The 14,329-nt window shown below is 53.5% G+C and carries 11 protein-coding genes; 3 read left to right on the forward strand and 8 right to left on the reverse strand.

The window, feature by feature from the left end:
- Positions 1–172: 172 nt before the first annotated feature.
- From pssA to Q4606_RS15375, 4 genes are all read right to left on the reverse strand, one after another.
- Complete coding sequence (pssA, locus tag Q4606_RS15360; protein WP_303597551.1) at positions 173–1,027, reverse strand: CDP-diacylglycerol--serine O-phosphatidyltransferase; 855 nt, start codon at positions 1,025–1,027, stop codon at positions 173–175.
- Positions 1,028–1,116: 89 nt separating this feature from the next.
- Entirely contained in the window at positions 1,117–2,133 is a 1,017-nt protein-coding gene (gene ilvC / locus Q4606_RS15365) for a ketol-acid reductoisomerase (RefSeq protein ID WP_303597550.1), read from the reverse strand.
- A gap of 67 nt (positions 2,134–2,200) precedes the next feature.
- Positions 2,201–2,692: an acetolactate synthase small subunit gene (gene ilvN / locus Q4606_RS15370; protein WP_096784020.1), complete on the reverse strand. Its 492-nt coding sequence runs from the start codon at positions 2,690–2,692 to the stop codon at positions 2,201–2,203.
- Between the two features lie 2 nt (positions 2,693–2,694).
- Positions 2,695–4,413 (reverse strand): acetolactate synthase 3 large subunit, encoded by a 1,719-nt coding sequence (locus tag Q4606_RS15375; RefSeq protein ID WP_303608073.1) that lies wholly within the window; start codon positions 4,411–4,413, stop codon positions 2,695–2,697.
- A gap of 521 nt (positions 4,414–4,934) precedes the next feature.
- On the opposite strand from Q4606_RS15375, the gene Q4606_RS15380 reads away from it, so the two are divergent.
- A complete protein-coding gene (locus Q4606_RS15380) occupies positions 4,935–5,396 on the forward strand; it encodes a DUF4124 domain-containing protein (protein ID WP_303608074.1) in 462 nt (153 codons plus the stop codon).
- Between the two features lie 74 nt (positions 5,397–5,470).
- Here Q4606_RS15380 and clpB read toward each other — a convergent pair whose 3' ends face one another.
- The 3 genes from clpB to rluD all read right to left on the reverse strand — a co-directional run bounded on the left by clpB (position 5,471) and on the right by rluD (position 9,912).
- Complete coding sequence (gene clpB, locus Q4606_RS15385; protein WP_303608075.1) at positions 5,471–8,047, reverse strand: ATP-dependent chaperone ClpB; 2,577 nt, start codon at positions 8,045–8,047, stop codon at positions 5,471–5,473.
- A 130-nt stretch (positions 8,048–8,177) separates the two neighbouring features.
- A complete protein-coding gene (gene pgeF / locus Q4606_RS15390; protein ID WP_303608076.1) occupies positions 8,178–8,945 on the reverse strand; it encodes a peptidoglycan editing factor PgeF in 768 nt (255 codons plus the stop codon).
- The gene (rluD, locus tag Q4606_RS15395; protein WP_303608077.1) at positions 8,935–9,912 is read right to left on the reverse strand and encodes a 23S rRNA pseudouridine(1911/1915/1917) synthase RluD; all 978 of its coding nucleotides are present in this window, start codon (positions 9,910–9,912) and stop codon (positions 8,935–8,937) included. Before rluD ends, pgeF begins: the two co-directional genes overlap by 11 nt.
- Positions 9,913–10,055: 143 nt before the next feature.
- On the opposite strand from rluD, the gene Q4606_RS15400 reads away from it, so the two are divergent.
- Positions 10,056–10,889 carry an outer membrane protein assembly factor BamD gene (locus Q4606_RS15400; protein WP_303597555.1) on the forward strand — a complete coding sequence of 278 codons (834 nt, stop codon included), beginning with the start codon at positions 10,056–10,058 and terminating at the stop codon, positions 10,887–10,889.
- A gap of 26 nt (positions 10,890–10,915) precedes the next feature.
- Here the strand turns inward: Q4606_RS15400 and Q4606_RS15405 are convergent, their stop codons facing one another.
- Positions 10,916–12,580: an NAD+ synthase gene (locus tag Q4606_RS15405; protein WP_303608078.1), complete on the reverse strand. Its 1,665-nt coding sequence runs from the start codon at positions 12,578–12,580 to the stop codon at positions 10,916–10,918.
- A 93-nt stretch (positions 12,581–12,673) separates the two neighbouring features.
- Here Q4606_RS15405 and Q4606_RS15410 point away from each other — a divergent pair, with 93 nt between their 5' ends.
- The gene (locus tag Q4606_RS15410) at positions 12,674–14,314 is read left to right on the forward strand and encodes a PAS domain-containing sensor histidine kinase (protein WP_303608079.1); all 1,641 of its coding nucleotides are present in this window, start codon (positions 12,674–12,676) and stop codon (positions 14,312–14,314) included.
- The last annotated feature ends 15 nt before the right edge of the window (positions 14,315–14,329 follow it).

The following is a 14,329-nucleotide window of genomic DNA, read 5'->3' on the forward strand; positions in this document are numbered from 1 at the left end:
CCCGCCTCAGCGGTGTGTCCCTCGAAGGAGATGCGCATTCTACAGACACACGCAGATCTGTCAACGGGCATTTTGAATTATTTATAAAGGACTTCGGTTTCCACCTACTAAATCACCCAAACAAGGAAGAAACCGATCAAAAACCGTACTATTTCCCCCTAATCCTGAAGCTTTACTTGCCAGCTTTGCTCGACCGGCGGCGCGGCTTACCGCGAAATAGCGCACGAACAGGACCCGACGAAGCATAAATAAGAAAACCGGTGAAAAGGACGGTAGCGGGATCCAGCGCAATCACCACCAGAATCAAGACAACAAGCAGAATTGCCGCGAAAGGCACCCGCCCACGCATATCAAGATCCTTGAAACTGCGGTACAGCACATTGCTGACCATCAGCACTCCCGCGCCACCCACAACTACAATAGTCAGAAAGGTAAGCCAGGCCGAAGGCTCAAACGTATGGAAGCACCATACCAGTCCGGCGACACATGCAGCAGCAGCAGGACTGGGCAGACCGACAAAAAACTTTTTATCCACAGAACCGATCTGGGTATTGAATCGCGCAAGACGCAACGCTGCACCGGCAACGTAGATGAAAGTGATGGCCCAACCGATCTTATCCAGTCCGTTCAACGACCAAAAGAACGCGACAAACCCGGGCGCAACACCAAACGCCACCATATCCGCAAGGCTGTCGTACTCTTCACCAAATTTGCTCTGCGTATTGGTCATACGGGCCACACGCCCGTCAAGCCCATCAAGAATCATGGACACGAAAATCGCAATGGCTGCATTATCGAAAACACCGCCTGCCGCTGAAACAATCGCATAGAACCCGGAAAATAACGAAGCCGTTGTCAGTGCATTAGGCAGAAGATAAATTCCCTTTCTGCGGACCGGGGCTCCTTCGACCAGCTCTTCTTCTACAACTTCGCCCGGCTCTACATCACACTCCCCAGATGAATTGGAGGTCAGCTCCGGCTCACTTGGCACGGCGTTCGATTCGGCATCTTTTCTTTCTTCAGTCATTCCCATTACTCCGGAAAGTATTTGAGCGGAGTATATACGAAAAACGCGGCCACCCGGGCCGCGTTTCGTTAAACCAAGCGAAACTCCGCTTAGTTTTTATCCTTATCCACAATCTTGTTGGCGGAAATCCACGGCATCATTCCGCGAAGCTTCTCACCTGTCACTTCAATCTCATGAGCGGCATTCTGACGACGACGAGCCGTCATTGACGGGTAGTTAAGAGCACCTTCCGAAATAAACATCTTCGCGTACTCACCACTCTGAATGCGCTTAAGTGCATTACGCATAGCCTCGCGAGACTGTTCGTTGATAACTTCGGGGCCAGTTACATACTCGCCATACTCCGCATTGTTGGAGATGGAGTAGTTCATGTTGGCGATACCGCCTTCGTACATCAGGTCGACAATAAGCTTCAACTCATGCAAACACTCAAAGTATGCCATTTCCGGCGCATAACCGGCTTCGGTAAGAGTCTCAAAACCAGCTTTTACCAGCTCAACCGCGCCGCCGCACAGAACAGCTTGCTCACCGAACAAGTCGGTTTCAGTCTCATCTTTAAAGGTCGTTTCAATGATACCTGTACGCCCACCGCCGATGCCGCTGGCATACGACAATGACAAGTTCTTGGCATTACCCGAAGCGTCCTGGAAGATGGCAATCAGATCAGGGATACCACCACCGTTGGCGAACTCAGTGCGCACAGTGTGCCCCGGAGCCTTGGGAGCAACCATGATAACGTCGAGATCTTTACGCGGAACAATCTGGTTGTAGTGGATTGCGAAGCCGTGAGCAAACGCAAGAGTTGCACCCTGCTTCAGGTTAGGCTCGATCTCGGCCTTGTACAACTGGGACTGAAATTCGTCTGGAGTGAGAACCATAACAACATCGGCAGCAGCAACTGCAGATGGTACATCACTGGTTTTCAGGCCATAGGCTTCTGCCTTGGCAATAGAGGAAGACCCCGGGCGCAGCCCGACAGTGACATCAACACCGGACTCTTTCAGGTTACACGCATGTGCGTGGCCCTGTGAGCCAAAACCGATGATGGCAACTTTCTTGCCCTGGATAATAGAAAGATCGCAATCCTTATCGTAATAAACCTGCATGACAAACCTCTGTTTTTATGTGGTGGCCTTATAAAAAAGCCAGAACGTTCGTAAATTATAAAAAGACTTAAAGGCTCAAAACCTTCTCGCCTCTGGCGATTCCGGAAACACCAGAGCGCACTACTTCAAGAACACCCGACGTACCGATAGCCTGAATAAAGCCATCCAGCTTGTCGCTGTCGCCAGCCAACTGAACCGTATAGACCGAGCTGGTAACGTCAACAATCTGGCCCCGGAAAATATCCACCGTACGTTTGATTTCGGCACGCTGAGAACCTGTTGCTTTCAATTTGACCAGCATCAGCTCCCGTTCGATGTGAGGGCCTTCGGTCAAATCAACCAGCTTGACCACCTCAACCAGCTTGTTGAGTTGCTTGGTAATCTGCTCAATAACCCTATCGGAACCAGACGTGGTAACCGTAAGCCGGGATAAGGTTTCGTCTTCAGTAGGCGCAACGGTCAAGGTCTCAATGTTGTAATTCCGCTGTGAAAACAGACCAACTACACGAGACAGAGCGCCTGGCTCATTTTCTAGCAACACAGAAATGATTCGACGCATGATCACACCCTCTCCGTCTTGCTGAGCCACATATCTTTCATGCAGCCACGGGCTACTTGCATCGGATATACGTGCTCGAAGCGGTCAACCTGGATATCGACAAACACCAGCTTGTCTTTCATTGCCAGAACTTCTTTGAGCTTCGGCTCAAGATCTTCTTTTCTGTCGATCCGGACGCCGACATGGCCATAGGCTTCCGCCAGCTTGATGAAGTCTGGCAGGGATTCCATGTAAGAATGGGAATGACGGGACTCGTAATTCATGTCCTGCCACTGCCTTACCATACCCAGGGACTGGTTGTTCAGGTTGATGATCTTCACCGGCAAATTGTACTGGTTGCAGGTAGACAATTCCTGAATGTTCATCTGGATACTGCCTTCGCCCGTTATGCAAAGCACTTCATCGTCCGGGTAGTTCAACTTGACACCCATCGCAGCAGGCAAGCCGAAGCCCATGGTCCCAAGGCCACCGGAGTTGATCCACCGGTTAGGCTTGTCGAACTTGTAGTACTGGGCAGCAAACATCTGGTGCTGACCCACATCGGAGGTTACAAACGCATCTCCATTAGTGAGGCGGCACAGCATCTCTACCACTTCCTGAGGCTTGATAACATCCGGGCTGGTTTCGTAACGCATACCGTGGAAAGCACGCCATTCATCAATCTGTTTCCACCACGACGAAAGCGCCTCTGCATCCGGTTTTTCTTTACTCTCCTTGACCAGTGAAAGCATTTCCTTGAGAACTGCATCAACCGGTCCGACGATGGGAACATCAGCGTCGATCGTTTTGGAAATAGAAGCCGGATCAATATCGATGTGAATAATTCGAGCACCAGGGCAGAACTTTTCAGTTGCGTTAGTCACCCGGTCATCAAACCGCGCACCGACTGCCAGAATAAGATCCGAATGATGCATAGCCATATTGGCTTCATAGGTTCCGTGCATGCCAAGCCAGCCAAGATGCTGCTTGTCACTGGCGGGATAACAACCAATACCCATCAGAGTGTTGGTGACTGGAAAACCCAGCTTGCGAACCAGCTCGGTCAATTGACCGGATGCCTTGCCCAGAATGACGCCACCACCGGCATAGATGATCGGGCGACGAGCCGCCAGCATCATATCGACCGCTTTTTTGATCTGGCCGGCGTGGCCACGAATTGCCGGATTATAAGAGCGCAGCTTGACCTTTTTCGGGTAAGCATATTCAAAGCGCTCGTTCGGCGCAGTCATATCTTTGGGGATGTCCACAACAACAGGACCGGGACGCCCGGTCGACGCTATGTAATACGCCTTGCGGATAATCTCCGGGATCTCTGAAGGGTGCCGCACACTGAGATTGTGTTTAACGACAGGACGGGATACACCAATCATATCGGTTTCCTGAAAGGCATCTTCGCCAATCAGTGTAGAGGCTACCTGGCCGCACAGAACCACCATGGGGATGGAGTCCATGAACGCCGTAGCGATACCGGTAATGGTGTTGGTGGCTCCAGGGCCGGAGGTCACAAGCACAGTTCCGGGCTGCCCGGAGGCGCGCGCATAGCCATCAGCCATGTGCACAGCTGCCTGCTCGTGCCTTACCAGAATGTGTTTGACCTTATCCTGCCTGAACAGCGCATCATAAATATGCAGGGCTGCGCCACCCGGATAGCCGTATATGTACTCGATCCCTTCATCCTGTAGGGAGCGGATCAGCATATCGGCGCCAGACAATAACTCCACGATTTTCTACCCTCTTCTACGAGTGAATGAGCCGGGCACATGCCCGACCGGTCGCCTGGGTTCACGGTTTCCCTGCTTCTTTTGAAAGCGGAACCGGCTGCTTCACACCTTGCAAAGAGGTTGTCTCCTGGCCAGCCGCCCTCCTGAGGGTTGCGGAGAACGGCCAATCGATGGGTTGCACGTAAGCAACAACCATTCCGCGACAGACGCGCGGGACGCTCAGTGTGGTAGATAACGGGGAATAGGTGCACGGGATTGCCGGCCGAATTAACCCCAGTCTTCAGGCAATCAGTAATTCTGACAGCGCGAAATCCCCTGTCAATAGGCTCTGCTGTATTCTATGCGCGTACTGGCCAATGGTCTGGCATAATTTAGTCGCAACTTAGATGTCTAGATTTGAACCAGGCAGAAGAAAATACTTCGGACAACTGGCATCATAGGCAAATATTTTACAGACTAACGGTACCAGGCATTCAGGTTGCTGACCTGTCTGAAACAGTTTACACACCACGAGTAGAGCCATGAACAGAAAAACCCTGACACTGACACTATTAATGGCCGTAGTACCCTGCATGGCAATGGGCGCCTCGGTGTACAAGTGGACGGACGAAAACGGCGTAACCCATTTTGGTGACCGCCAACCTGTGGGGTCGAACTCTGAAACAGTCAACGTTCGTTCGGGGACATCTTCTGCAGCCGCGACCAACCGGTCAAGCCCGCAAGAGCAGCTTGGCAAACTTCAAGAGCAACAGCAGAAAGAAGCCGACAGGGAAAAGGAGACTGCAGTTGAAGCCGCACGACGCAAGCAACGTGCCGCCAACTGTGAAACTGCTCAAGAAAACCTGAAGGTGATCGACAGCAACGCACGGATCCGTATCGAGGAAGACGGAGAATTGCGCTACCTGAGCCCGGAGGAGGTCTCCGAACAGCGCGAAAAACTGGAAAAAATTGCCGCTGAGAACTGTGAGTCTGAAGCTCTGTAGCTGATTTCCGAACTAGAGATAAGATGAATAAAGGAGGCGGAACTACAACTCCGCCCCCCTTTTTCAGACTTCAGTTACGCCTTCTTGAACACCAACTCACCACCATCCACAGTGGCGAGAATTGTATCGCCGGCAACAAAATCGCCTTGCAACAGTTTTTGCGCCAACGGGTTTTCAATCATTCGCTGAATTGCCCGTTTGAGAGGCCGCGCACCGTATACCGGGTCGTATCCGACTTCCGCCAGAAGATCCAGAGCAGCGTCGTCCAACTCCAACTTCATATCCTGATCCTGCAAGCGCTTGCCAAGAACCTCTATCTGGATTTTCGCTATTCCATGGATCTGGCTTCCTGCAAGCGGATGGAATACAACCACTTCGTCCACCCGGTTTATGAACTCAGGGCGGAAGTGTGTTCCCACTACCTCCATGACCGCGCTCTTCATAGCCTCGTAATTTTCTTCGCCGGTCTTCTGCTGGATAATGTCCGAACCCAGGTTTGACGTCATAACGATCACCGTATTACGGAAATCGACTGTACGACCCTGACCATCTGTCAGGCGTCCATCATCAAGCACCTGAAGCAATATATTGAATACATCCGGATGCGCTTTTTCAACTTCATCAAGCAACAGCACAGAGTACGGGCGACGGCGGACGGCCTCGGTGAGGTACCCACCTTCCTCATAACCTACGTAACCCGGAGGCGCGCCAATCAGGCGGGCAACGGAGTGCTTCTCCATAAACTCCGACATGTCGATACGCACCATGGCCTCATCAGTATCAAACAGAAACGACGCCAAAGCTTTACAGAGCTCGGTCTTACCCACACCGGTTGGCCCGAGGAACATAAACGAACCATTAGGTCTGTTCGGATCTGCGAGACCTGACCGCGAGCGGCGAACGGCATTAGACACAGCCTCTACTGCTTCGCTCTGACCGATAACCCGCTTATGCAGCTCATCTTCCATACGCATCAGCTTATCGCGCTCACCTTCCATCATTCTGGATACCGGAATCCCGGTCCACTTGGAAACCACCTCCGCGATTTCCTCGTCGGTAACACGGTTGCGCAGAAGCTTCATTTCCATCATTTCAGCCTGGCTCGCCATATCGAGCTGCCGTTCCAGCTCTGGAATGCGGCCATACTGCAGCTCCGACATTTTGCCCAGATCACCTACACGGCGAGCGGTCTCAAGATCGATACGAGCTTGCTCCAGCTGGCTCTTTACCTTCTGGGAGCCATGCAAAGCGGCTTTCTCTGTATTCCAGACCTCTTCAAGATCAGCGTATTCCCGCTCCACGCCCTGAATAACACCTGAAAGCTCTTCAAGCCGCTTTTTCGAGGCCGCATCCGTCTCTTTCTTCAACGCTTCCCGTTCGATTTTGAGCTGAATCAGTCGGCGCTCCAGCCGGTCCAGAGGCTCCGGTTTTGAGTCCATCTCCATACGAATCTGGCTGGCCGCCTCATCAATGAGGTCAATCGCTTTATCAGGTAATTGACGGTCGGTGATGTAGCGCTGCGAGAGTTTTGCAGCTGCAATGATGGCGCCGTCAGTAACCTCGACGCCATGATGCACCTCATAACGCTCTTTCAAGCCACGAAGAATCGCGATGGTGTCTTCTTCGTTAGGCTCGTTCACCAGCACCTTCTGGAAACGACGCTCCAGAGCGGCATCCTTTTCGATGTTTTCACGGTATTCGTTCAGCGTAGTGGCGCCCACACAATGCAACTCACCGCGCGCCAATGCAGGCTTGAGCATATTGCCCGCATCCATGGAGCCTTCAGCTTTACCGGCACCCACGACCGTGTGTATTTCGTCGATGAACAGAATGATCTGCCCTTCCTGTTTGGCCAACTCATTCAAAACGGCCTTCAAACGCTCCTCAAACTCACCGCGGAACTTGGCACCAGCAATTAGCGAGCCCATATCCAGGGACAAGACACGCTTGTTTTTCAGGCCCTCAGGCACCTCGCCGTTTACAATCCGCTGGGCCAGGCCCTCCGCGATGGCAGTTTTGCCCACGCCAGGCTCCCCGATCAGCACCGGGTTGTTTTTGCGTCGACGCTGCAACACCTGAATAGTGCGACGGATCTCATCGTCCCGCCCGATAACCGGGTCGAGCTTTCCAGCCTCCGCGCGCTCGGTCAGGTCAATCGTGTACTTGGACAGCGCCTGACGGTTTTCCTCGGCACCAGCATCATCCACAGCTTCGCCGCCGCGTACCGCATTAATGGCGTTTTCCAGTGCTGCTTTATCCACTCCCTGCTCACGCAATACACGACCAAGCGTGCCGCGATCCTCCAGAGCGGCCAGTAGCATGAGCTCGCTGGAGATAAACTGATCTTTACGCTTTTGTGCGAGTTTGTCGGCAATATTAAACAAGCGCCCCATGTCATTGGACATGGAGACATCGCCTGCGCTGCCACTTACTTCCGGTAAATTCTCAATTTCCTGCGCCACAGCCTGGCGCACCCGGCCAGGTTCGGCACCTGCTTGCTTCAGAAGCGGTTTGATAGAGCTGCCCTGCTGGTCCAGCATCGCCTGCATAAGGTGCAGGGGTTCAATAAAGTTGTGATCCTTGCCAACAGCAAGCGACTGGGCGTCGGCCAGAGCAGTTTGCAAAAGGCTGGTTAGCTTGTCGATTCTCATGGATTTGTTTCCCCGGTCAGAAAATGCGATCAGTTATTGCGCATTTTGTGTTCTTTGAGAACTAATGTAGGGGCAATCGGGGGAAGTTCAAGGTCGACACAGAGGGTAACTGTCAGAAAATTGACACACCTCAGATTTTCCAGATAGCTGTTGCCATGCGGCCAGTCTGGCCATCACGACGATAGGAATAGAACCTCTGACTGTCGGAAACCGTACAAAAGTTACCGCCCGAGATATTTTTGACGCCCAAGGCTTCAAGTCGCTTGCGCGCAATCTGGTATATATCAGCCATATAGCGCCCTCCTCGGGCACCCACAGCACTGAAAGCAACCTCTGACCCTGGAGCTTGCGACACAAAAGCCGCTTTGACTTCTGGTCCGACTTCAAATGCCTTTGGGCCTATGGCAGGCCCAAGCCATGCCATCAAGGTATCGGCTGGCACCTCCATTTTGGCCACCAGGTTTTCCAGCACCCCACCGCACAGACTACGCCAACCAGCATGAGCAGCCGCTACCGTAGTCCCATTCTGGTCACAAAGAATAACAGGCAAACAGTCTGCTGTGAGAATAGTACAGGCTCTGCCAACTGTCCGAGTGAAGCTCGCATCAGCTTCAGGGATAGTAGCCGCAACTCCGGCAGGCAAGCAGACAACCTCAGTACCGTGAACCTGACTCAACCACCCGAAGGCGTCGGCCGGAAGGTTGCAAGCGCCAGCCAGCCTGATACGGTTTTCCCGCACATGCTCCGGGACATCGCCCACGTGATCTCCCAGATTCATACTGGACCAAGGGGGCTCACTAACACCACCCGCCCGTGTTGTACATACAGCACGAATGTTTGCGGGCGCCGACCAATCCGGGCGGATCAGCACTGGCACAGAGACAGCATCAGAACTCATTACTCTCCAGTTCCTGAACATGCTTACGCAAAGCTTCGAGCAAACCTATGAAGTCCTCCGGCAAAGGCACATCCCAGCTCAGGGTCTCCCCGGTTGCCGGATGCTCCAGCGTGAGCTGGCGCGCATGCAGCGCCTGACGGTGAAACGCCGAGAGCACTAACCGCAACTCTCCCGTTGTTCCTTTTGGCAGTCGCAACCGACCACCATAGAGGGGATCGCCAACCAGAGGATGCTTTACATAAGCCATGTGCACACGAATCTGGTGTGTGCGACCGCTTTCCAGCTTGCAGCGCACATGGGTATGGGCGGCAAAGCGCTCAATCAGACGGTAGTGAGTCACCGCGGGCTTGCCACTTTTGACCACCCCCATTTTCTTACGTTCATGAGGGTGACGGCCAATGGGCGCGTCCACTGTGGCCCCACCTGTCAGAGTTCCCACGACAACGGCCTCGTACTCGCGCCCCATGGTTCGAGTCTGCAGCTGATCAACCAGAGAGGTGTGAGCTATCAGACTACGCGCCACCACCATGATGCCGGAAGTGTCTTTATCCAGGCGATGAACAATGCCGGCGCGAGGCAGGTTTTCCACCTCCGGCGCATAGTTCAATAACGCGTTCACCAGCGTACCGTCTGCATGGCCAGCAGCTGGATGCACAACCAGGCCGGCCGGTTTATTAATCACAAGAATATGTTCATCTTCGTAAACGATATCCAGACTGATCGCTTCGGCCTGCCAGGTAACCTGCGCCTCAGGCTCGGCATCGAGCTCCAGCCGGTCACTCAGCATTACCTTGTCTCTTGGCTTGCGAGCCTCTCCGTTCACTGTTAACGCTCCGCTGCGAATCCAGGATTGCAGGCGCGAACGTGAATGCTCAGGCATGAGCTCTGCTGCAGCCTGGTCCAAGCGCCGGTCACTCAGAGCAGGCGGTACAGAAAAGCTGGCAGTTATTCGGTTTTCAGATGACATTAAGCCCCCGGGGCCTGTGTGTGTTACGTTTCGGTCAGAATTTGAAACAAACGGGGTAAGCCCTCCATGTGATACTGCACATGAGGCGAGTTCCCCGCTACAATGACGCACTCGAATTTATCGACATTATACGGGATTCCGGCATGAGATCAGGTTTTCGTTTACTGCTACTTTCCACACTGGTTGTTCTTATCAGTGCCTGCGCATCCAACAAGCAGGAGGAAGTGTTGCCGGAAAAAACCTATTATGACAATGCCCGCGAGGCAATGAACTCCGGCAACTTCAATGAATCCGAGCAAAATCTGGACGCCCTGGAAACCTACTATCCTTTCGGCCGCTACGCTGAACAGGCGCAGCTTGATCTGATTTATGCCCGCTATCAAAACCTGGACCTTGAAGGCTCCCGGGCCGCAGCAGACCGCTTTCTGCGCTTGAACCCCCAGAGTGAACATTCTGATTATGCACTCTATATGCGCGGCCTCGCGTCCTACAACCTTGATATAGGCCTGGCCGCACGTTACCTCCCGATTGATGTGTCTGCCCGCGATGCCGGCGAGCAGCAGCAGGCATTCCGGGATTTTAACGAGCTTTTAAATCGATACCCCGACAGCGTATACGCCGCCGATGCCCGCCAGCGCATGATTGCAGTTCGCAACCGGATGGCGGAGCTGGAGCTCCACGCTGCTCGTTATTACATCAAAAGGGAAGCCTACGTGGCCGCCAACAACAGAGCGCGCTACATCATCGAGAACTATCCCTCATCGCCAGTCGTTGAAGAGGCCCTGATTATCCTGGCCGAAACTTTCGACTTCCTGGAGTTCAATAAAGGCTCTCAGGATGCGATCGCGCTGCTGCGCCAGAACTTCCCGGAAAGCAGCGCCTTCAATAGCGACGGTGAGTTTCAGGCAAGCCTGTTGAAGCGTGAGAACCGCTCACTCTCCAGCGTGGTCACCTTCGGACTCATGGGCGATGAATAACCCGAAATAAACCCGCCACCTCTCCGTTAATTGCCGCTTTTCCAGCCACTGGTAATGGGATAGCGGCGATCTTTCCCAAAACCGCGCTCCGTGATCCGAACACCGATCGGGGCTTGCCGGCGCTTATACTCATTGATATCGACCAGGCGAATGACACGACTTACATCCGCTTTGTCGAAACCCTCGGCGATAATTGCATCCGCACTGAAATCCCGCTCAACATAGAGGTTCAGAATCTCGTCCAGCACGTCGTAACCGGGAAGACTGTCTTCATCTTTCTGATCAGGCGCCAACTCCGCTGAAGGCGGGCGCGTAATAACCCGCTCAGGAATAACCGGCGACACGGAGTTGCGATACCAGGCGAGACGAAAAACAAGCGTCTTAGGCACATCCTTGAGCACATCGAACCCACCAGCCATATCGCCATACAGAGTGGAATACCCCACCGCCATCTCGCTTTTATTACCGGTTGTCAGCACCAGCGAACCAAACTTATTGGAGAGTGACATCAGCAAAACACCACGGATTCGGGCCTGGAGATTCTCCTCTGTGGTGTCCGGGACTGTGCCCTCAAACGGTGCTGCCAAGGTCGCCATGAAAGCTTCGTACATAGGCTCGATTGAGTACACGTCGTATTGAACGCCCATCGTCAATGCTTGACCTTCTGCATCTTCAAGGCTGATACCGGACGTATACCTGAACGGCATCATTACAGCGCGGACACGCTCCGGCCCCAGGGCATCCACCGCCACTGCCAGCGTCAGAGCAGAATCAATACCGCCGGAAAGCCCGAGTACCACCGATTTGAAACCGTTTTTGTTTACATAGTCGCGCACCCCGGTCACAAGCGCGTTGTAAACGTTTGCCTCCAGTGAGGGCGCGACAGGCACTGGCTGTGAGGTAGGCTGGCAATGCAGGTCACACAGGAAATCTACCGGGAACAGGCCGTCGGCAAACTGGGGCACCTCCACTGCAGGCGCACCAGAGTGGTCGTAAACCATCGAACCGCCATCAAACACCAGTTCATCCTGAGCACCCACCAAATTTACATATATGATGCTTACCCGGTTCTCGCGAGACTTACGCTCAAGCAGCGCCCTTCTCCGCTCTTGCTTGCCGATGTCGTAGGGCGATGCGTTCAGATTGATAATCAGACGCGCACCTGCCGCCGCAGAGTCCTCCACGGGGCCGTCAGACCAGATATCTTCGCACACCGTGAGACCCACCGGCACACCACAGATGTCGACCACCGTTGCACCTGCACCATCTGCAAAATAGCGCTTCTCGTCAAACACCTGATAATTGGGCGGAAAGCGCTTGAAATAACGCCCCGTGATTTCGCCGTTTTCGATCACCACCGCCGCGTTGTAAAGCAGGCCCTCACTCCGGAGGGGGGCACCTATGACAATCGCTGCACCGAGTTGCGCATTTTGCAGACGTTCCAGCGCCTCACTCACTCTGAGATCCATACTGGGACGCAGCAACAAATCTTCTGGCGGATACCCAGTAATGCACAGCTCAGGGAAAACAACGATATCCGCATCATGTACAGAGCAGGCACTTTTAACAGCATCAATAATCAGCCCGGTGTTACCCGGAATATCCCCCACCAGAAAATCCATCTGCGCCATTACAACCCGCAATTTGCGGTGCGACTTACTAGAAAGCGGGGTACTCCCGGAAACAGACATAGATTGGCTCCTGTAACTCATTGCCACGAAAAGGCTATTATAACCTCCCACAGACCCTGATTTCTTCTGCTCAACAACGGATTTCCGAAAACCATGGCGACAGACACGGTATCAGCAGTCAGTTCCGGCAAAAGAGCTCCCGGCTTTCAGCAAGGAAAACTGTTCCGCATTTACAATCATTACCGGGTTGTGATCAGCCTGGTGTTGGTCGCCCTGCTGTTTGTGGACCCGGTCAATTTTGACGTCCGTTTCCGGCTTCTGGATTACTACCAGTTTGGCGTAATGGGTTATCTCGCTCTGAACAGCTTCATTGGGCTGACGATGCTTGCAGGCTTTCAGCCAGGCAAGCGACACATCACGTTATCCATATTGCTGGACATTCTAATTCTGCACGGCCTTTTGTTTGTCAGCACCGGCATCACTAACGGGCTGGCCAATCTCGTGATTGTTTCTGTCGCCGCTGGCAACATCCTTAACCCCAGCCGCACGGGAACATTTTATGCGGCCCTTGCGGCCATATGCTCTCTCAGTATTTCTGGCTGGGCAGTGCTGACAATCGGGGGGGCAGCCGATGACATGGTGCGCGCCGGCTCTCTTGGCATCCTGTATTTCGCTACTGCATTTGTTTTGCAGAATATTTCGCGGCGAATGATGCGCAGCGAGGCTCTGGCCAGCAGCCGCGCACAAAGCATTGTGGAACTCGAGCAAATCAATCAGCAGATTATTCAGCGCATGCGCACAGGTATTCTTGTGCTTGACCGTTTCGGCCAAATACGGCTCGCGAACGCGGCGGCTGAAGAACTGCTGTTTGGCATCCCCACCGATAAAGGAACGCCTCCAACTCGCCCGAGAACCCTGCCCACCCTTCTTAAATCCGGCTTGGAAGACTGGCTTAAAAATCCCGCACGGCGAATAGAGCCCTTCCAGTCGGCCCCCACTTCGCCGCTCCTGCAAGTTAATTTTACCCAGCTTGATCAGGAGCGCGGAGACCAGATTCTCGTATTTATCGAAGACATGAGCAAAGTGACCCAACAGGCCCAGCAGATGAAACTGGCATCACTCGGTCGGCTGACGGCCGGGATTGCTCACGAAATTCGCAACCCCCTTGGAGCCATCAGCCATGCGGCCCAGCTGATGGAGGAATCGCCCCATCTCGACACCGGAGATCAGCAAATGCTGGGCATTATCCAGCGCCATTCCCGGCGGGCAAATGGAATTATCGAGAATGTGCTCAGCCTTTCCCGGCGCAAATCAGCCCGTGCCGACCTGGTTGATTTAAATAGTTGGCTGGAGGAATTCAGAACGGATTTTCTCCAGACTCAGGACAACACCATACCAAGCACAACCGTGATATTGAGCACAGCTTCGAATATGCCCGAGGCCCGATTTGATAAAAGCCAGATCGAACAGGTACTGGTAAACCTGTGTGACAATGGCTTGCGTTACAGCCAACAGCAGACCGGTGAACGCAAGATTGAATTGCGGGCAGGCGCTACGGCAGATGGCGGGCGAGCCTACGTGGATGTCAGAGATTTTGGCCCTGGCCTGGCTAAAGACTCAAGCCACCTGGTGTTCGAACCCTTTTACACCACTGACAAGGGCGGCACAGGTCTGGGGCTTTATCTGGCGAGAGAACTGTGCGAGTCTAATCAGGCCCACTTATCCCTTGTGGAAGACGACCAACCCGGCTGTTGTTTCCGCATTACCTTTGCCCACCCTGGGCGCATGATTTGACGTGGAACTGACAAA

The sequence above is a fragment of the Marinobacter sp. 1_MG-2023 genome (assembly GCF_030549045.1).
Classification (GTDB): domain Bacteria; phylum Pseudomonadota; class Gammaproteobacteria; order Pseudomonadales; family Oleiphilaceae; genus Marinobacter.

What these genes read in the sequence shown, in the direction of transcription:
- pssA (WP_303597551.1), bottom strand. Translation starts at nt 1,027, where the DNA reads ATGACTGAAGAAAGAAAAGATGCCGAATCGAACGCCGTGCCAAGTGAG.
- ilvC (WP_303597550.1), bottom strand. Translation starts at nt 2,133, where the DNA reads ATGCAGGTTTATTACGATAAGGATTGCGATCTTTCTATTATCCAGGGC.
- ilvN (WP_096784020.1), bottom strand. Translation starts at nt 2,692, where the DNA reads ATGCGTCGAATCATTTCTGTGTTGCTAGAAAATGAGCCAGGCGCTCTG.
- Q4606_RS15380 (WP_303608074.1), top strand. Translation starts at nt 4,935, where the DNA reads ATGAACAGAAAAACCCTGACACTGACACTATTAATGGCCGTAGTACCC.
- clpB (WP_303608075.1), bottom strand. Translation starts at nt 8,047, where the DNA reads ATGAGAATCGACAAGCTAACCAGCCTTTTGCAAACTGCTCTGGCCGAC.
- pgeF (WP_303608076.1), bottom strand. Translation starts at nt 8,945, where the DNA reads ATGAGTTCTGATGCTGTCTCTGTGCCAGTGCTGATCCGCCCGGATTGG.
- rluD (WP_303608077.1), bottom strand. Translation starts at nt 9,912, where the DNA reads ATGTCATCTGAAAACCGAATAACTGCCAGCTTTTCTGTACCGCCTGCT.
- Q4606_RS15400 (WP_303597555.1), top strand. Translation starts at nt 10,056, where the DNA reads ATGAGATCAGGTTTTCGTTTACTGCTACTTTCCACACTGGTTGTTCTT.
- Q4606_RS15405 (WP_303608078.1), bottom strand. Translation starts at nt 12,580, where the DNA reads ATGTCTGTTTCCGGGAGTACCCCGCTTTCTAGTAAGTCGCACCGCAAA.
- Q4606_RS15410 (WP_303608079.1), top strand. Translation starts at nt 12,674, where the DNA reads ATGGCGACAGACACGGTATCAGCAGTCAGTTCCGGCAAAAGAGCTCCC.